A 17171-nucleotide genomic window follows, 5' to 3' on the forward strand; every position below is an offset into this window, starting at 1 on the left:
GTCTGAGCGCCTGCGGCACGTGGGTTTCTGAGGAGTGTGCTCCCCACCTCCCACACGGCCCTTCAATCCTGATAGGTTGGTGCCACTTGCATCTGGTCCCGCCCCATGTTCGAGCGGTTTACCGAGAAGGCCATCAAGGTGATCATGCTGGCCCAGGAAGAGGCCCGCCGCCTCGGCCACAACTTCGTCGGCACCGAGCAGATCCTGCTCGGCCTGATCGGCGAGGGCACCGGTGTCGCCGCCAAGGTCCTCAAGTCGATGGGGGTCAACCTGAAGGACGCCCGGGTCGAGGTCGAGAAGATCATCGGCCGCGGCTCCGGCTTCGTCGCCGTGGAGATCCCCTTCACCCCGCGGGCCAAGCGGGTGCTGGAGCTCTCCCTGGAGGAGGCCCGCCAGCTCGGGCACAACTACATCGGCACCGAGCACCTGCTGCTGGGGTTGATCCGTGAGGGCGAGGGCGTGGCCGCCCGGGTGCTCGAGAACCTCGGCGTCGACCTGGCCAAGGTCCGCACCCAGGTGATCCGCATGCTGGGCGAGACGGCCGAGGTGGCCTCCGGCAGCTCGGGCAAGGGATCCACCAAGACCCCCACCCTCGACGAATTCGGCAGCAACCTCACCCAGCTGGCGGCCGAGTCCAAGCTCGACCCCGTCGTGGGCCGCCAGAACGAGATCGACCGGGTCATTCAGATCCTCGGCCGCCGCACCAAGAACAACCCCGTCCTGATCGGTGAGCCGGGCGTGGGCAAGACCGCCATCGCCGAGGGCCTGGCCCAGCGGATCACCCAGGGCGAGATCCCCGACATCCTCGAGGACAAGCGCGTCCTCACCCTCGACATCGGCCTGCTGGTGGCCGGCACCAAGTACCGGGGTGAGTTCGAGGAACGGCTCAAGAAGATCATGGAGGAGATCCGCTCCGCCGGGAACGTGATCCTGGTGATCGATGAGGTGCACACCCTGATCGGCGCCGGTGCCGCCGAAGGCGCCATCGACGCCGCCAACATCCTCAAGCCGGCCCTGGCCCGCGGTGAACTGCAGTGCATCGGCGCCACCACCCTCGATGAGTACCGCAAGCACATCGAGCGCGACGCCGCCCTGGAGCGCCGCTTCCAGCCGGTGATGGTGGGCGAGCCCTCCGTCGTCGACACGATCGAGATCCTCAAGGGCCTGCGGGAGCGCTACGAGCAGCACCACCGCCTCAAGATCAGCGATGAGGCCCTCGTCGCCGCCGCCACCCTCGGCGACCGCTACATCAGCGACCGCTTCCTCCCCGACAAGGCCATCGACCTGATCGACGAGGCCGGCAGCCGGGTGCGCCTGCTCAACTCCAAGCTGCCGCCGGCGGCCAAGGAGGTCGACAAGCAGCTGCGCGGCGTCCAGAAGGAGAAGGAGGATGCCGTCCGCCAGCAGGACTTCACCAAGGCCGGTGAACTGCGCGACAAGGAGGTCGAACTGCGCGACCAGATCCGCACGATCCTGCAGGCCCGTCGCGACGACGAACCCGCCGGCACCTCCGTCGAGACCGACACCCCGGCCCTGCTGGGCGGCCCCGTGGCCGATGACGCCAGCGAGGAAAGCCGCTCCCCCCTCGTCACCGAGGAGGACATCGCCCAGATCGTCGCCTCATGGACCGGCGTGCCCGTCCAGAAGCTGACCGAGAGCGAGTCGGTGAAGCTGCTCAACATGGAGGAGACCCTCCACCAGCGCCTCATCGGCCAGGACGAGGCCGTCAAGGCCGTGTCCCGGGCCATCCGCCGGGCGCGGGTCGGCCTCAAGAACCCCAACCGCCCCATCGCCAGCTTCATCTTCTCCGGCCCCACCGGCGTCGGCAAGACGGAGCTCACCAAGGCTCTCGCCGCCTACTTCTTCGGCAGCGAGGACGCCATGATCCGGCTCGACATGAGCGAGTTCATGGAGCGCCACACCGTCAGCAAGCTGATCGGTTCGCCTCCGGGCTACGTGGGCTTCAACGAGGGCGGCCAGCTCACCGAGGCCGTGCGGCGGCGTCCCTACACCGTGGTGCTGTTCGACGAGATCGAGAAGGCCCACCCCGACGTCTTCAACCTGCTGCTGCAGCTGCTGGAGGACGGCCGGCTCACCGATTCCAAGGGACGCACGGTCGACTTCAAGAACACCCTGATCATCATGACCTCGAACATCGGTTCGAAGGTGATCGAGAAGGGTGGCGGCGGCCTCGGCTTCGAGTTCGGCGGCGGCGACGTGGAGGAAACCCAGTACAATCGCATCCGCTCCCTGGTCAACGAGGAGCTGAAGCAGTACTTCCGCCCCGAGTTCCTCAACCGTCTCGACGAGATCATCGTCTTCCGTCAGCTCAGCCGCGACGAGGTGAAGCTGATCGCCGAGATCATGCTGCGGGAGGTCTTCGCCCGCATGCAGGACAAGGGCATCGGCATGTCCGTCACCGAGGCCTTCAAGGAGCGCCTCGTGGAGGAGGGCTACAACCCCAGCTACGGCGCCCGTCCCCTGCGCCGTGCCGTGATGCGCCTGCTCGAGGATTCCCTGGCGGAGGAATTCCTCTCCGGCCGGATCGGCGAGGGCGATGCCTGCCTGGTGGATGTCGACGACGACAAGCAGGTGGTGATCCGCAAGCAGTCGGTCACCCCATCCCTGCCGGAGCTGGCCAGCGCCAGCGCCTGATCGATCGCGACCCGGATCGGCCGACTTCTACATTTCTTTGATGAGATGGCGGCCATGACGGATCCTCTTCAGACCCAGGCCATCGCCCCGGCGGTGGTCCTCCGTGGGGAGGGGGCCTGGCAGCAGGCCCTGCCCCGTATCGTCGCCCTGGGGCGCCGCCCCCTGCTGCTCGGCCGCAGTGCCTCCACCTTCGGGTTGCGTCAGCAGCTGGCGTTCGACCTGGAGCAGGGGGGGGCCTGTCCCCTGGTCAGCCAGGGCCTGCGCGACTGCTGCGACGACGACCTCGGCCCCCTGGCCCTTGACGCTGCGGCCGCCGGCTGTGATGCGGTCATCGCCGCCGGTGGCGGCAAGGTGCTGGACGCGGGCAAGCTGATGGCCCACCGCCTCGGCCTCCCCTGCATCACGGTGCCCACCAGCGCCGCCACCTGCGCCGGCTGGACGGCCCTGGCCAACCTCTACACCCCCGAGGGCGCCTTCCTCGGGGACGTCGCCCTCGACCGCTGCCCGGACCTGCTCGTCTTCGACCATGCCCTGGTGCGGCAGGCGCCGCCGCGCACCCTGGCCAGCGGCATCGCCGATGCGGTGGCCAAGTGGTACGAGGCCTCGGTGAGCAGCGGCTCCAGTGGCGATGGGCTGATCCAGCAGGCGGTGCAGATGGCGCGCCTGCTGCGCGATCTGCTGCTGCTGGAGGGGGAAGCCGCCCTCGCCGACCCCTCCGGCGAGGCCTGGGTGCGGGTGGCGGAGGGCTGCGCCCTCACCGCCGGCCTGATCGGCGGCATCGGCGGGGCCCGCTGCCGCACCGTGGCCGCCCATGCGGTCCACAACGGGCTCACCCAGCTCGCCGCCACCCACGGCGCCCTGCACGGCGAGAAGGTGGGCTTCGGCGTGCTGGTGCAGCTGTGGCTGGAGGAGCAGCTGGCCGGCAACCGCCTGGCGGCCCAGGCCCGGCGTCAGCTGCTGCCCTTCTTCCGCCGGCTGGGGCTGCCCACCGATCTCGAATCCCTGGGGCTGGCCGGTGCCAGCCTCGACCAGCTGCGCCAGGTCTGCCGCTTCGCCTGCCTGGAAGGTTCCGACCTGCACCGGCTGCCCTTCGCGGTCGCCCCCGAGGACCTGCTCGCCGCCATGGTGGGCGCCACGGCCGAGCGGCAGCAGGCGTGACGGCGGGCCCCCCCAGTGGCCGCGAGCTGGTCGCGACCGCCGCCGCCTCGTTGCTCGATCCCCTCGGCCGCGACCTGGCCGCCCTGGTGCAGTGGTGGGAGCTGCCGCAGCACCCCGGGCAGTGGCCCGTGGCCGTGCTGGGGGAGGGTCCGCCCCTGCTGCTCCTGCACGGCTTCGACAGCTCGTTCCTGGAGTTCCGCCGCCTGGCCCCCCTGCTGGCGGCCCATCACCGGCTGCTGATCCCGGATCTGCACGGGTTCGGATTCTGTCCCAGGCCCGTGGAGCGCGCCTACACCCCCGAGGCCGTGCTGGCCCACCTCGACGCGCTGCTGGAGGAGCTGGAGCGGCGGGAGTCCTGCGGGGGCCGCCGCCTCGGCCTGATCGGCGCCTCGATGGGGGGTGCGGTGGCCGTGGCCCTGGCCCGGCGCCATCCCGGCCGCTTCGAGCGCCTGCTGCTGCTGGCCCCGGCCGGCCTGACCGGCCGGCCCATGCCCCTGCCGCCCCTGCTGGACGGGCTGGGGGTGCGCTTCCTGGCCCTGCCCTCGGTGCGCCGCGGTCTCTGCCGCAGTGCCTTCGCCGACCCCGATCGGGATGTGGGGCCGGCGGAGCTGGAGATCGCCTCGCTGCACCTGCAGACGCCGGGCTGGGCCGGCGCCCTGGGCCGTTTCGCCCGCAGCGGCGGCTTCGCCGGCTGCGGCGACCCCCTGCCCCCCCAGCCCCTGGCGGTGCTCTGGGGCGCCGACGACCGGATCCTGCGGGCCCCCCAGAAGCGCGCCGCCCAGGCCCTGCTGGGCCCCCGCATCACCGAACTGGCGGCCTGCGGCCACCTGCCCCACATCGACCAGCCCGAGCAGGTCGCCGCTGCCTGGCTGGGCGTTCCCTGCGCCCCGATCCCCACCCACCCATGACCTCTGCCCCTCGCCTTTCCCTGCCGCGTCTGATCGCCGGCCTGCTGCTCGTGCTGCTGCTCGGGGTCCCCGCCCTGGCCCTCCCCGGCCCGGCCGACGCCTCGCTCCTGCACCTGGAGGGGCCGGTGCCGGAGGACCTCGGCGTGCGGGGCGGCTCCCTCTCCCCCTGCGCCGCGCCGGCCCACTGCGCCAGGGCCGACTGGCCGCGCACCGACCCCGAGGCGGCCCTGGACGCGCTGGTGCCGATCCTGGAGACCACCGAGGGGGTGAGGATCGTCGAGCGGGACGGACCCTATCTGCACGCCACCGCCACCAGCCGGCTGTTCGGCTTCGTGGACGACCTCGAGCTTTACGCCCTGCCGGCGTCCGGTGTGCTGCAGGCCCGCTCCAGCTCCCGGCTGGGCGATTCGGACCTGGGCGTCAACGGCCGTCGGCTGGCGGCCCTGCGGCAGGACCTGCCCGGCAGCTGAAACTCTCGATGGCGCCGCGGCGGCGCAGGAAGCGGGGCTGGGCCGGATCCTCCAGGCTCCACCACCAGATCCCGTCGGTGTAGCTGGGCGGACCGGCGTTGTTGGTGCGCGGCAGCTGCAGGCGCAGGCCGCGCCACTCCAGCAGCACGGTGGCGCCGGGCACCGTGCCGGCGACCGTGTTGGGGATGCCCGGGGCATCCACGGCCCCGTTGTCGGCGGTCGCCAGCAGCAGGTCGCCGTCGCAGCGGTAGGGGGTGGTCGTGGTTGCGGCGGCCGCCGTGGCCGCTGCCGGGTTGCCCAGGGCCAGGCCGAGCAGCAGCACCAGGACCAGCAGCCGGCCCGCCAGGGCCTGGGCGCTGCGCAGGGCCCCCTCGATCCGGCCGAAGCCCGGCCCGGCGATGAAGTCGCCGCAGAAGGCCACCCGGCTGCGGCGACAGACCGTGGCGGTGGCCGGGAGGCCGGGGGCCTTGGGGAAGGCGGCCCCCCAGCGCATCAGCTGACGCCGCTCCACCCCCACCAGCGTCTCGCCAGCGCCGGCCCCATCGCCCAGCCAGGGGGCCAGGGCCCCGGCGACGGCCCGCTCCAAGGCGGTGATCGCGGCGGCGTCATCGGGCTCCGCCAGAAGCCCATGGGCCACAACGGCGCAGCGGCCATCGGCCAGGGGCTGGATCGACAGCCGCCGCAGCCCCCAGCGCCGCTGGGCGGGGCCGTCCAGGCCCAGGAGCCGGAAGGGCAGGGCCAGCCAGCGGGCGGCGGCGGTGGGCTCGATCGTCAGCATCAGGTTGGTGCGCGCTTCCATCTCCATGCTGGCGATGGCCGCCAGGGCGGCCTCCAGCTCCCCATCGCCCAGGCCCTGGGAGGCCCGCTGCAGCGGCACCTGGGGCCAGCCGAACCTCTCGAGGGCGCGGGGATGGGCCAGCAGGGTGCCGCTGAGCACCAGCCAGTCGGCCTCCCCCTGCACCGCCCCGGTGGCGTCGGCCAGGCGCCAGCCCCCGCCGGGCCTGACCTCCAGCTGGTGGATCAGGGTGCCGTAGCGGCAGGACAGGCTCCCGGGCGCCGCAGCCGCCACCGCCGGGGCCTCCGCCAGGGCCAGCAGCCCCCGGGCGAGGTCGTCCATGCCCCGGCGGCCCCGAAACAGGTGGCCGCTCAACAGGGGATCCCCATCGGCTGGCCCCAGGGCCCCCTCAGCGTCGAGCAGCGCCGCCGGCTCCTTCCAGGGCTCGATCCAGCCCCCCGCCCGCAGCGGCGCCACCAGATCCGGTTCCGGCCCTTCGCGCAGATTGAACAGCGGGGCCCCATGGTCGATGTGCCAGCCGGGGTCGTGGCGGGAGCGGCGGGTGGCGGCCCGGCCGCCGGGACCCCGGCCCGCCTCCCAGAGAACGATCGCCCCCCCCCAGCCGCCCCGCCGCAGCCCCGCGGCCAGGGCGCAGCCGGCCACCCCGGCGCCGATCACCGCCAGGGAGGGCCCACCTCCAGGCTGCGGCTGGCCAGACTCTGGGGAGGTACCGGCCAAGGAGCGATCCCGATGACGCCTGACGACAAGACCATCCTGGCGGCCTCCGCCCCCTGGCTGGGGGCCCTGCTCAACGTGGTGCCCGGCCTGGGCGGCGGCTACATCTACCAGCGCCGCTGGCGCGCCTACTGGATCACCACGGCCCTCGCCACGGGCTGGTTCCTGCTCGGGGCGGCGCTGGGCGGCGGCGGCCTCGGGGCGGACCCGGCGGCCGCCGATCCCACCGACCAGCTGATCGGCCTGGGGGGGCTGCTGCTGCTGGCGGCGATCACGGCCGCCGAGGCCTTCCGCGCCGCCCGCCAGGCGCGGACGGACGGCCCCCGGTTGGAGTGAGAATCTGGGGAGCCCTGTCCCCTGGTGGTGGATGAGCGAGACCCCGGACGGCGAGAGACCCACCGAGGGCCCGGTGATGGGCCTGCTGGCCCGGGGGCTGGAGCTGTGGCTGCGCCAGCAGTGCGACGCCATCGAACGGCTGGAGATCCGCCTGGAGGGCTCGGGGCTGCGGCTGCTGCGGGGCCGCCTCGACGGCGTGCGGCTGCGGGCCCGGCGGGTGGTCTACCAGGCGATGGAGATCGAGGAGGTGGAGCTGCGCTGCGACGGCATCCAGGTGCGCATGGGCTCCCTGGTGCGCAACCAGGCGGTGAAGCTGGAGTCGCCCTTCCGCATCCAGGGGCAGGTGAGCTTCAGCGGCGATGGGCTGAGCCGTTCCCTCAGCACCCCGGCCTGGCGCGGCCTCGGCGACGGCCTGGCCGACGACCTGCTGGGCCTCACCCCCCTGGCGGGGCTGCGCATCCGCGAGGACCGGCTGCTGCTGCGGGCCTTCGCCAGCGGCGACCGGGATCCGGTGGAGCGGGAGGTGGTGGTGCGGGCCGATGGCGGCACCGTGGAACTGCGCTGCGCCGAGGGCACCCCCCAGGCCCGGCTGCCGATGGATCCCAACATCCGCATCGAGCGGGCCGAGCTCGGTGCCGGCCTGCTGCACCTGGAGGGGGAGGCCCGGGTCTCCCCCTGAGGGCCCAGGCGACAGCTCAGCCCCGCTGCAGCAGGGGCAGCACCAGGGTCACCAGGGAATAGACCACCGCCGGCACGAACAGGTAGCTGTCGATCCGGTCGAGGATGCCGCCGTGGCCGGGGATGGCATCGCCGGAATCCTTCAGGCCCGCATCCCGCTTCATCATCGATTCGGTCAGGTCACCCACCAGGGCGAACAGAGAGACCACCGCCCCCAGCACCGCGCCGATCAGCCAGCCCCAGCGCCAGCCCAGCAGCACTCCGCCCAGGCCCCCCACCAGCAGGGCGCAGACCACCCCGCCCAGGGCCCCTTCCACCGTCTTGCCTGGGGAGATCGGCGAGAGGGCGTGGCGCCCCAGGCGCCGGCCGATCACGTAGGAGCCGATGTCGGTGGCCACGATCATCAGGCAGGCCAGCAGGGTGAGGGCCATGCCCGGACTCCAGGGCCAGCCCAGGCCGTCGAGGGCGGGGGCCAGGGCCGGGTCGGTCAGGTCCCGCAGCTTGATCCAGTGGCTGGGCAGGAAGCCCAGATAGAACAGGCCGAACACCGAGGCGGCGATGTCGGCGATGGTGCCGGTGACGGGCTGCAGCAGCAGCCAGCCGCAGATCACCGCCCCGGAGGCGGGCAGCACGGCCGCCGCCACGTCGCCCGCCATGCCGCCACCCCCCCAGAGGCTGCCGGCGGCCACCTGGGTGGAGACCAGCAGCAGCTGGACCGCCACCAGGGTGGTCTTGACGGCCGGCCGGATGCCCTTGAACTGGGCCATGCGGAAGAACTCCAGCAGGCCCAGGTGCACGATCACCCCCACGGCGACGGTGAACCACCAGCCGCCCAGGCCCACCACCACCAGCCCGAAGCCGCCGGCCAGCCAGCCGCTCAGCAGGCGCGGGAGGGAGGTGGCGGTGCGGGGGGCGGGAAGCAAGGGCTTGGACTCAGCGCTCGGCGGCGATCACGAACAGCGGTTCGGCGGCCGCCAGCTTGGCCTGGCTGCCGCGGCGCTGCATGCGGTGCACGGTGGCCTGCACCACCTGGACATCGTGGGCGCCCAGCTGGGCGAGGGTGTCGGTGGCCTTCACCAGGCCCTCCAGGTTGACGGTGCTGATCACCAGCCGTCCGGAGGGCTGCAGCGCCTCCCAGACGGCCCGCAGCACGTCCTCCAGGGGCCGCCCCACCTCCAGCAGCACCCGGTCCGGGTGGGGGGGCAGCAGGGCCAGGTCCTCCGGGGCCTCGCCGGCGTGGATGTGCAGGTTGTGGATGTCGAAACGCTGCCGGTTGCGCTCCAGCAGCTCGATCGCCTCCGGATCCCGCTCCAGGGTGTGCACCGCGCCGCCGGGCATCAGCCGGGCGATCTCCAGGGCCAGGGCGCCGGTGCCGCCGCCCACGTCCCAGACGAGGGAATCGGCCCGGGGCCGCAGATGGGCCAGCAGCATCACCCGCAGCTCCAGCGGCGTGGGGCTGAAGCCCGGGGCGTCCTCGAAGGCGCTGTCCGGCAGTCCGGGGGTGACGAAATCCCAGTGGAAGGGGTTCGGCAACGGGCTCACGAACCGGCCACGACGCTCACCGTATCAGCGATCTGACCGGGCCAGAGACGCCGTTGCTCCAGCAGCCAGGCGGCGCGGGCCGGATCGATCCGCTCCCCGGGCACGAGCAGCGGGATCCCCGGCGGGTACGGACAGATCGGGGCCGCCGCCAGCCGACCGGCGGCCTGCTCCAGGGGGATGGCTGCGGCGGGACTCCGCCAGGCCACGCCGATCGCCAGCTCCGGTGCCGCCAGCAGCGGCAGGGGGGGCGGGGTGAAGGGGGGCAGGGGTGGTCCGCCGAGGGCCCGGCGCAGGCCCTCGAGCTGGACCGGCAGGCGCCGCTCCACGCCCCGGGGCGGGTTGAGCCCCAGGCAGAAGGTGAGGGCGCCGGGTTCCGGCAGTTCCGCCATCACCCCCCGATCCAGCAGCCAGGTGTCGGCCTCCAGCCCGTTGATCCCCAGCGGGGCGGTGGCCAGCACCAGGCGCAGGGGATCGCCGTTGGCCACCAGCGGCAGACCCAGGCCCTCCAGCCGCCGGCGCAGCCGGCCCGCCCGGGCCTCGGCCCGCTGGCGCTGGCGCTGGCCGGTGGCGCTGGCGCCGTGCTCCAGGGCCGCCGCCGTCGACGCCAGCAGCAGGGCGCTGGGGCTGGAGGTCTGGAGCCACAGCAGGGCCCGCTCGATGGCGGTGGGAGCCACCCGCGCGCCCTGCGCGAGCAGGGCGGCGCTCTGGGCCAGGCCGGTGCCGCTCTTCTGGACGGAGAGCACCACCAGATCGGCGCCGGCGGCCAGGGCCCCACCGCCGCCGTGGGCCTGGTCCACCAGCACCGGCAGGCCCGCCCGGTGGGCCAGGGCCACCAGGGCCGGCAGATCGGCCGCCAGCCCCTGGTAGGTGGGATCCACCAGCACCAGGGCCGCCACGGGCCCGCCGGGGAGGGCGGCCGCCGCCGCCAGCACCCGCTCCAGCCGCTCGGGCTCCGGCGGTTGCCACAGGCCCGTGAGCGGATCGCTGGCCAGATCGAACAGCAGCGGTTCGAGGCCCCCCAGCACGCAGCCGTGCAGCAGGCTGCGGTGCAGGTTGCGGGGCAGCAGCACCCGGGAGCCCGGCGGGCCGAGGGCGAGCAGGGCCGCCTGCAGCAGCCCCGAGGCGCCATTCACCCCGAACCAGCAGCGATCGGCCCCCAGCAGGGCCGCCGCGCGCCCCTGGGCCTCGGCCACCGTTCCTTCCGGCTCCAGCGGCCCCCCGAAGCCGGGCAGTTCGGGCAGATCCCAGCTGCCCGGAGGCTCGCGCAGCAGGCGCCGCAGCTCGGGGGCCAGGGCCCGGCCGCGGCCGTGGGCCGGCAGGTGCAGAGCCAGCGGCGCTGGCCGCCAGAAGGGGCCCATGGACCGGGGAACGCAGTTCCTAGAGTCTGGCCATCGATGCGGCAGGACCCTGGCCGAGGACGTTTCCCCCACCCCCCGCTACGACCCCAACGCCGACCTGCGCTGGCTGCTGCGGCGCCCCTGGGTCCTGGTCAGCCGGCTGATCGTGGTGCTGTGGCGCCTGGCGGGGCTGGGCCTGCGGCTGGCCGTGCAGTCCAGCAGCACCGACGCCCGGGTGCAGCAGCGGCTGGCCCGCGCCATCCTCGAGACCCTCAACGACCTGGGCCCCTGCTTCATCAAGGTGGGCCAGGCCCTCTCCACCCGCCCCGACCTGGTGCGGCGCGACTGGCTGGAGGAACTGGCCCGCCTCCAGGACGACCTGCCCCCCTTCCCCCACCCGGTCGCCCTGGCCCTGATCGAGGCGGAACTCGGGGCCCCGGCCCACCAGCTGTTCGAGGAGTTCCCCGACTACCCGATGGCGGCCGCCAGCCTCGGTCAGGTCTACCGGGCCCGCCTGGCGGAGGGCCACTGGGTGGCGGTGAAGGTGCAGCGGCCCGACCTGCCCTTCATCCTGCGCCGCGACCTGGTCCTCATCCGCTCCCTGGCGGTGCTGGCGGCCCCGTTCCTGCCCCTGAACCTGGGCTTCGGGCTCGGGGCGATCATCGACGAATTCGGCTCCACCCTCTTCGAGGAGATCGACTACCGGCGCGAAGCCGATAACGCCGAACGCTTCGCCAGCCTGTTCCAGGACCATCCCGAGGTGACCGTTCCGGCGGTGGTCCGGTCCCTCAGCAGCCGCCGGGTGCTGACCACCAGCTGGATCAACGGCACCAAGCTGCAGAGCCGCCGCGAGCTGGAGGCCCACCACCTGGATCCGGCGGCCCTGATCCGCACCGGTGTGATCGCCGGCCTGCAGCAGCTGCTGGAGTTCGGCTACTTCCACGCCGATCCCCATCCGGGCAACCTGTTCGCCCTGCCGGGCAAGACCAACGGCCTGGGCCATGTGGCCTATGTCGACTTCGGCATGATGGATTCCCTCAGTGATGCCGACCGGCTCACCCTCACCGGGGCGGTGGTGCATCTGATCAACCGGGATTTCGATGCCCTGGCCAGGGATTTCGTTGCCCTGGGCTTCCTCAACCCCAGCACCCCCCTGGGGCCGATCGTGCCGGCCCTCGAGGAGGTGCTCGGGGGTGCCCTGGGGGAGAACGTGGGCAGCTTCAACTTCAAGGCGATCACCGATCGCTTCTCGGAGCTGATGTACGACTACCCCTTCCGGGTGCCGGCCCGCTTCGCCCTGATCATCCGGGCGGTGGTGAGCCAGGAGGGCCTGGCGATGCGGCTCGACCCCGACTTCCGCATCATCCGCGTGGCCTATCCCTACGTGGCGAAGCGTCTGCTGGCCGGTGACACCGCCGAGATGCGCGAGAAGCTGCTGGAGGTGATCTTCGACAAGGACGGGCGCCTGCGGGTGGAGCGGCTGGAGAACCTGCTGGCCGTGGTCGAGAACGGTTCGGCCTCCACCGATCTGCTGCCGGTGGCCCGCGACGGCCTGCGCCTGCTGCTGGGCAAGGAGGGCACCAGCCTGCGCCAGCGGCTGCTGCTGAGCCTGGTGAGCCACGACCGGCTGCACACCGATGATCTCCAGGCCCTGCTGGGACTGGTGCGGCGCACCTTCTCGGCCCGCAAGCTGGCCACCGGCCTGCTGTCCCGCCTGAATCCGCTCGCCGCCTGAGGCCCCACGGTGCGCTGAGCGCCGGGCCAGGCGAAGCTGGGTCGTCCCCCCGCGTCCGCCGGCCCCTTGAACGAGGCCCTGCTGCTGATCCTCGCGGCCCTGCTGACGGCGGGCTGGATCCTGCAGGTCCGGGCCCTGGAGCGGCGGATCCGTCGCCTTGAGCAGCAGGCCGCCTCCCTGAGCCAGCGCTTCTTCGCCCTGTCGCTGTGGAGCGAGGTGCTCCAGCAGCGGCTGGACGGGGGCGCCGCACCTGAACCAGCCAGGCTCGCCGCCGCTGAGGAGCTCCCCCCACCGCGGCCCGAGGTCGAGGCCGAAGCCAGCCCGGTGGCGGTGCCGGTGGCCATCCCCGCCCTGCGCCAACCTGAGGCTCCCGCGGCTCCGCGGGCCCGAGGGGCATCCGGCGGGCCCTGGAAGCGGATCGAGCGGCTGCTGGTGGAGAACTGGTGCGGCCTGCTCGGCGTGCTCGTGGTGGTGGCCGGTGTCACCTTCCTGACGATCAATGCGGGCCTGGAGCTGGGGCCCCGCGAGCGCTTCCTGCTCACCCTGCTGGCGGGCGGCGGCATGGCCCTGCCGTCGGTGCTGTGGGGCCGGCGCCCGCGCTGGCGCGACCTCACCGACGCCATGCGCAGCGGTGGCGGCGCCCTGGTCCTGTTCGCCTGCGCCGCCGCCGGCGGCCTGCCCCAGCTCGGGCTCCAGTGGATCGAGGAGCCGGCCCCGGCCCTGGCCCTGCTGGCCGCGGGCGTGGCCGCCAACCTGGGCCTGGCCGCCATCGCCCGCACCGCCGCGATCGCCTCGCTGCACGTGGCGGTGAGCCTGGTGCCCCTGGCCATCGGCCCCCAGGGCGGCCCCGCCCTGGCCATCGCCAGCGCCATCGCGCTGGTGGGCTCGGAGCTGCCCCTGCGGCACCGCTGGCCGCGGCACCGGCTCGTGGTCAGCTGGCTGTTCGGCGCCTTCCAGGTGGTCTGGTTCCTGCGCAACGGCCCCGCCCTGGCGGCCTCCCCCGCCCTGGCCGCCGGTGCTGTCCTGGCGGCGGTGCTGGTGTTCGGCCCGGGGCTGCTGCGGCTGCACCGGCCGGGGGCCGCGCCCGCCCGGCCGCAGGCCGTGCCGGTGGCCCTGCTGCTCAGCCCGTGGGCCGGCCTCGGGCTGGCCCTGCTGCTGTATCCCCCGGCGGCGGCCGTCCGCGCCGGGGCCCTGGCGGCGGCCGCCGGGGTGGCGCTGCTGCTGGGCCGCGGGGCCCGGCAACGGGGACCGCGCTGGATGGCCCTGGGCGACGGCCTGGTGGGCCAGACCCTGGTGCTGGCGGCCCTGCTGAGCCTGGCCCCGCTGATCGCCGACGGGCCGTTGCTGGCCGGGGTGGTGCTGCTGGAGTCGCTGCTGTTCCTGGCCATCGCCGTGCGGGAGGGCTCCGGGCCCCTGGTCCGCGTCGGCTGGTGGGTCAGCGCCGCCGCCGCTCTGGTGCTGGCCCTGAGCGGCCTGGGGGCCGCGCTGCTGCGCGGCGACCCGATGCAGCAGCTGCAGACCGGGGCGGTGCTGACGGTCGGGGCGGGCCTGACGGTGGGGATGCAGGTGCTCCTCCAGCGCCGCGCCGTGCCCCTGCCACTGCCGCCCCTGCCGGGCTGGCTGGCGGGCGGCCTGGTGGCGGTCGGGACCGCCCTGGTGGTGCCGGAGGACTGGCGGTCGCCCCTGAGCCTGGTGGTGATGGGCGCCTTTCTGGTGGCGGCGCGCCGCTGGCGCCCCCCCGGGCTGCTGGGCGCCATGACGGCGGCGATCGCCCTGGCCCATGGCGCCGGCTGGCTGACCCTGCTGATCCAGGCCCCCTGGCCGCCGCTGCCCCTGCTGGCCCGCCTGCTGCCCCTGGCGGTGCTGGCCCTGCTGCTCACGGCCTGTGCTGGCGGCGGCCGCCGCCAGGGTCTCGGGCTGGCGCTGCTGGGCGTCGATGCGGGTCTGGGGGTGCTGTGGCTGCTCGAGCCGATCTCGCCGCTGCTGCCGGGGGCGGCCTGGCTGCTGCTGTCCGCCGGGGCCCTGGCGGGCAGCCGCTGGCTGCGGGGGGGCGCCGTGCGGGTGGCGCTCGGCCTCTCCCTGGCCTACCTGGCGGCCTTCGCCGCCGCGTTCCTGGTGGTGATCGGCCCCAGCCAGGAGCTGGTGACCCTCGGGGTTCTGCAGGTGCGGGGCCGCCTGCTGATCGAGCTGCTGGCGATCACCGTCGGCCTCCACGGCTGGTTCTTCCGGGCGGGGCCGGAGCTGGCCCGCCTGCCCAGCTGGCGGGCGGTGCAGCCCTGTTTCCTGGAGGGGTCCCTGCTGGGGGTGGTGGTGCTGCTGCAGGGGGAGATCAGCGCCCCGTGGCGGGCCGTCGCCTGGACCCTGCTGGCCCTGCTCCTGGTCTGCCCGGCGCTGGCGCGGTGCTTCGCCATCCGCCTGCAGGTCTACGGGGTGATCGTCTACTGGCTGGCGGTGGCGACGCTGCTGGTCAGCCTCAGCGTCGGCCTGCCGTCCTTTCCCCCCGCCACCGGCGCGGCCCAGACCGCCGGGCTGGTGGCGATCGCCCTGCAGACGGCCTTCGTCCTGGCCTGCCGCCGCTGGCTCGACCTGGAACGGCTGCCTGATCCGGGCGGCTGGCCGCCCCTGGCCTGGGTCGGCGGGCGGGTGGCGCGCCGCCGCAACCTCTGGCTCGGCCACCCCCTGTTCATCGCCGTGGCGGTGGTGCTGGCCAGCGGCTACGACCGGGCCCTGCTGACGCTCCTCTGGACGGCGGAGGCTTTTGCCGTCTACCTGCTGGGGGTGGTGCTGCGGGAGCCCCAGTTCCGCCGGGTGGCCCTGGTGGGGCTGGGGGCCTGCCTGCTGCGGCTGCTGGCCATCGACATGGCCCAGGCCGACCTGGGGCTGCGGGGTCTGGTGTTCGTCGGGGTGGGACTGCTGCTGCTGGCCCTGAACGCCCTGGTCCATCGCTTCCGCAGCCGGTTCGGCTGAGGGGTTCCGTCGACGGCGTCCGCTGCAGGTGCGGCTCCGGCGCCTAGGGTCGGGCGCGATCGCCCGTCCCCGTCTCCGCCGTGTCCCTGCTGCTGGCCGCCCTCGACGCTGCTCCCGTGACCCTTCGGCAGGCGGGGCTGGACCAGGCCAGTGGCGACTACGGCGATCTGGATGCCCTGGAGATCCTGCTGGAGTACGCCCCGCTCACCTACCCGCCCTACATGCTGGCCGGCATCGGCCTGGCGATGGCGGTGCTGTGCGGCCTCACCTTCGCCCGGATGGTCCAGAACCGGCTGGAGGGCTGGAAGCAGGACCGGCTGGCCCTGCTGCCGATCGCCAACCTGGAGACGACCCTCCCCTACGCGGGCCTGGTCATCGGCGTCACCCTGTTCATCGGCGCCAGCCTGCAGGTGTTCGGCTTCGCCGCCGGTGCCGCCCTGCTGGTGGCCTTCGTGCTGTCGCTGCTCACCGGCGGTGCCCTGTGGGTGCAGCTGGAGCGGCTGATGGCCCAGGTGCAGGACGGCACCTTCAGCGCCGTGGACTTCGACAACTTCGACCAGTTCTTCTGAGCCCGGTGCGGATAGCCGTTCGGTTGGTACCCGCCCGCCAACCGGCAACTGCTTGTAACGTTCTGAAACAACGCAAGCAGGACATGCAGGCCTCCCTTTCCCTCAACCGCCAGTTCTCGATCGCGGTTCACTCCCGCGCCATCGACAGCTGCAACGACATCGAGGAACTCCGCAAGGTCGCCAAGACCCTTCTGACCGCCTGGCAGCACCAGGCTGAGTTCAGCGAGCACTACGGCGCCCAGCTGCTCGGCATCCGCAAGTAAGCCGGACTTTCGGCGGTTTCAGGGAGCCCCCGTTCCTGTGCTCCCGTCGTCCTCGCGACCGGTATCGGCTCCGCCGCCGCCCCTGCGGCGCCACAGCCTCAGGCCGGTGCCACCCCACAGCAGGCTCCAGAGCAGGAAGGTGATCAGGGTTCCCTGCTGGCCCCCATCGAGGTCGTAGACCCCGGCGCCGATCAGGCCGGCATCGATCAGCGAGCCGCCCACACCCCAGCCCAGCACCCAGAGCGCCACCAGGGCGATGGCCGTTGCCTGCTCCTTCATCGGTCCGCCCTGCGCTGGATCCCAGCCTGCCAGCCCACCCAGGCTGTACGCTTCTGTTGATTCAAAGATTTCTCTTCGGCGAGTGACAACGTCCAGCAAGGGCTATCGACGAATCGGTTCATAATTGTTTCCCTGTTCATGACGATTTACGTTGGAAATCTCTCCTTCGATGCGGAGGTGGATGATCTCAACCATCTGTTTGCGCAATATGGAGCGCTGCGTAACTGCAGCCTGCCCCTCGACCGGGAAACCGGCCGCAAGCGCGGCTTCGCCTTCGTGGAAATGGCCAACGAGGCCGATGAAACCAAGGCCATCGACGACCTCCAGGACGTCGAGTGGATGGGCCGGATGATCCGGGTCAACAAGGCCCAGCCCCGCACCGGTGGTGGCGGCGGCGGTGGCATGGGCGGCGGCCGCGCCCGCTACTGAGCCGTACCGAAATGGTGAGCAGCCCCCGGAAACGGGGGCTTTTTCATGGCCGGGGCTCAGGCCACCAGGTAGGCCTCCAGGGAGCGGGAGTGGTGGCGGATGCCTTCGAGGGCGCGCCGCTCCAGGTTGCGGGTCTTGTCCCGGCTCATGCCCAGGGTCCGGGCGATGCCGGTGAGGCTCATCGGCTCCTCGCCGTCGATGCCGTAGCGCATCTTCAGCACCCGGCCCTGCAGTTCCGGCAGCTGCTCCAGCAGCGCCCGCAGGTCCCCCTTGAGGCATTCGCCGTCCACCAGATCGGCGGGCAGCAGGTCGTCGCCGGCCAGCAGATCCAGCAG

The 17171-nt window shown here is 73.2% G+C and carries 17 protein-coding genes; 11 read left to right on the forward strand and 6 right to left on the reverse strand.

Annotated elements, in window-relative coordinates; translation table 11 throughout:
- Window positions 1-105 precede the first annotated feature (105 nt).
- Genes L107_RS13925 through L107_RS13940 form a run of 4 tightly spaced genes read left to right on the forward strand, consistent with a single transcriptional unit; the run spans window position 106 to window position 5191 of the window.
- A complete protein-coding gene (locus L107_RS13925; protein ID WP_159819827.1) occupies window positions 106-2655 on the forward strand; it encodes an ATP-dependent Clp protease ATP-binding subunit in 2550 nt (849 codons plus the stop codon).
- 54 nt (window positions 2656-2709) lie between these two features.
- The gene (locus L107_RS13930) at window positions 2710-3813 is read left to right on the forward strand and encodes an iron-containing alcohol dehydrogenase (RefSeq protein WP_159819829.1); all 1104 of its coding nucleotides are present in this window, start codon (window positions 2710-2712) and stop codon (window positions 3811-3813) included.
- The gene (locus L107_RS13935; RefSeq protein WP_159819831.1) at window positions 3810-4721 is read left to right on the forward strand and encodes an alpha/beta fold hydrolase; all 912 of its coding nucleotides are present in this window, start codon (window positions 3810-3812) and stop codon (window positions 4719-4721) included. The genes L107_RS13930 and L107_RS13935 overlap by 4 nt, the downstream gene beginning before the upstream one ends.
- Window positions 4718-5191, forward strand: coding sequence for a DUF1499 domain-containing protein (locus L107_RS13940; protein WP_159819833.1), 474 nt, complete (start codon window positions 4718-4720; stop codon window positions 5189-5191). Before L107_RS13935 ends, L107_RS13940 begins: the two co-directional genes overlap by 4 nt.
- Here L107_RS13940 and L107_RS17055 read toward each other — a convergent pair.
- Window positions 5142-6644: an NAD(P)-binding protein gene (locus tag L107_RS17055; RefSeq protein WP_370515496.1), complete on the reverse strand. Its 1503-nt coding sequence runs from the start codon at window positions 6642-6644 to the stop codon at window positions 5142-5144. The two genes, L107_RS13940 and L107_RS17055, sit on opposite strands and share 50 nt — an antisense overlap.
- 72 nt (window positions 6645-6716) lie before the next feature.
- Here L107_RS17055 and L107_RS13950 point away from each other — a divergent pair, with 72 nt between their 5' ends.
- Together L107_RS13950 and L107_RS13955 are read left to right on the forward strand one after the other, a co-directional pair.
- Window positions 6717-7037, forward strand: coding sequence for a hypothetical protein (locus L107_RS13950; protein ID WP_159819835.1), 321 nt, complete (start codon window positions 6717-6719; stop codon window positions 7035-7037).
- A gap of 31 nt (window positions 7038-7068) precedes the next feature.
- Entirely contained in the window at window positions 7069-7716 is a 648-nt protein-coding gene (locus L107_RS13955) for a DUF2993 domain-containing protein (protein ID WP_106221177.1), read from the forward strand.
- 16 nt (window positions 7717-7732) lie between these two features.
- Here L107_RS13955 and L107_RS13960 read toward each other — a convergent pair whose 3' ends face one another.
- Genes L107_RS13960 through L107_RS13970 form a run of 3 tightly spaced genes read right to left on the reverse strand, consistent with a single transcriptional unit; the run spans window position 7733 to window position 10615 of the window.
- Window positions 7733-8638, reverse strand: coding sequence for a phosphatidate cytidylyltransferase (locus L107_RS13960; protein ID WP_159819837.1), 906 nt, complete (start codon window positions 8636-8638; stop codon window positions 7733-7735).
- Window positions 8639-8648: 10 nt separating this feature from the next.
- A complete protein-coding gene (cbiT, locus tag L107_RS13965; protein ID WP_106221172.1) occupies window positions 8649-9248 on the reverse strand; it encodes a precorrin-6Y C5,15-methyltransferase subunit CbiT in 600 nt (199 codons plus the stop codon).
- 5 nt (window positions 9249-9253) lie between these two features.
- Window positions 9254-10615 carry an aminotransferase class I/II-fold pyridoxal phosphate-dependent enzyme gene (locus tag L107_RS13970; protein WP_159819839.1) on the reverse strand — a complete coding sequence of 454 codons (1362 nt, stop codon included), beginning with the start codon at window positions 10613-10615 and terminating at the stop codon, window positions 9254-9256.
- On the opposite strand from L107_RS13970, the gene L107_RS13975 reads away from it, so the two are divergent.
- From L107_RS13975 to L107_RS13990, 4 genes are all read left to right on the forward strand, one after another.
- Window positions 10614-12329: an AarF/ABC1/UbiB kinase family protein gene (locus tag L107_RS13975; RefSeq protein WP_236550708.1), complete on the forward strand. Its 1716-nt coding sequence runs from the start codon at window positions 10614-10616 to the stop codon at window positions 12327-12329. The genes L107_RS13970 and L107_RS13975 overlap by 2 nt on opposite strands.
- A gap of 66 nt (window positions 12330-12395) precedes the next feature.
- A complete protein-coding gene (locus L107_RS13980) occupies window positions 12396-15296 on the forward strand; it encodes a hypothetical protein (RefSeq protein ID WP_159819841.1) in 2901 nt (966 codons plus the stop codon).
- 89 nt (window positions 15297-15385) lie between these two features.
- Window positions 15386-15865 (forward strand): hypothetical protein, encoded by a 480-nt coding sequence (locus L107_RS13985; protein ID WP_159819854.1) that lies wholly within the window; start codon window positions 15386-15388, stop codon window positions 15863-15865.
- Window positions 15866-15948: 83 nt separating this feature from the next.
- On the forward strand, window positions 15949-16128 hold the full coding sequence (locus tag L107_RS13990; RefSeq protein ID WP_106221166.1) for a hypothetical protein: 180 nt from the start codon (window positions 15949-15951) through the stop codon (window positions 16126-16128).
- Between the two features lie 18 nt (window positions 16129-16146).
- Here L107_RS13990 and L107_RS13995 read toward each other — a convergent pair whose 3' ends face one another.
- Window positions 16147-16407, reverse strand: coding sequence for a hypothetical protein (locus L107_RS13995; RefSeq protein ID WP_159819843.1), 261 nt, complete (start codon window positions 16405-16407; stop codon window positions 16147-16149).
- A 138-nt stretch (window positions 16408-16545) separates the two neighbouring features.
- On the opposite strand from L107_RS13995, the gene L107_RS14000 reads away from it, so the two are divergent.
- Entirely contained in the window at window positions 16546-16836 is a 291-nt protein-coding gene (locus L107_RS14000) for an RNA-binding protein (RefSeq protein ID WP_159819845.1), read from the forward strand.
- A gap of 56 nt (window positions 16837-16892) precedes the next feature.
- Here the strand turns inward: L107_RS14000 and L107_RS14005 are convergent.
- On the reverse strand, window positions 16893-17171 hold a 279-nt coding region (locus tag L107_RS14005; RefSeq protein ID WP_304523564.1), incomplete at its 5' end, for a sigma factor-like helix-turn-helix DNA-binding protein.

Origin of the sequence: Cyanobium sp. Copco_Reservoir_LC18 (assembly GCF_009834675.1) — a bacterium.
Classification (GTDB): Bacteria; Cyanobacteriota; Cyanobacteriia; order PCC-6307; family Cyanobiaceae; genus Cyanobium; species Cyanobium minutissimum.

Bases quoted from the DNA above. Each gene is read 5' to 3' on its own strand.
- L107_RS13995 (WP_159819843.1), bottom strand. From the start codon at position 16,407: ATGAAGGAGCAGGCAACGGCCATCGCCCTGGTGGCGCTCTGGGTGCTG.
- L107_RS14000 (WP_159819845.1), top strand. From the start codon at position 16,546: ATGACGATTTACGTTGGAAATCTCTCCTTCGATGCGGAGGTGGATGAT.
- L107_RS13950 (WP_159819835.1), top strand. From the start codon at position 6,717: ATGACGCCTGACGACAAGACCATCCTGGCGGCCTCCGCCCCCTGGCTG.
- L107_RS13925 (WP_159819827.1), top strand. From the start codon at position 106: ATGTTCGAGCGGTTTACCGAGAAGGCCATCAAGGTGATCATGCTGGCC.
- L107_RS13940 (WP_159819833.1), top strand. From the start codon at position 4,718: ATGACCTCTGCCCCTCGCCTTTCCCTGCCGCGTCTGATCGCCGGCCTG.
- L107_RS13990 (WP_106221166.1), top strand. From the start codon at position 15,949: ATGCAGGCCTCCCTTTCCCTCAACCGCCAGTTCTCGATCGCGGTTCAC.
- L107_RS13975 (WP_236550708.1), top strand. From the start codon at position 10,614: ATGGACCGGGGAACGCAGTTCCTAGAGTCTGGCCATCGATGCGGCAGG.
- L107_RS13955 (WP_106221177.1), top strand. From the start codon at position 7,069: ATGAGCGAGACCCCGGACGGCGAGAGACCCACCGAGGGCCCGGTGATG.
- L107_RS13930 (WP_159819829.1), top strand. From the start codon at position 2,710: ATGACGGATCCTCTTCAGACCCAGGCCATCGCCCCGGCGGTGGTCCTC.
- L107_RS13970 (WP_159819839.1), bottom strand. From the start codon at position 10,615: ATGGGCCCCTTCTGGCGGCCAGCGCCGCTGGCTCTGCACCTGCCGGCC.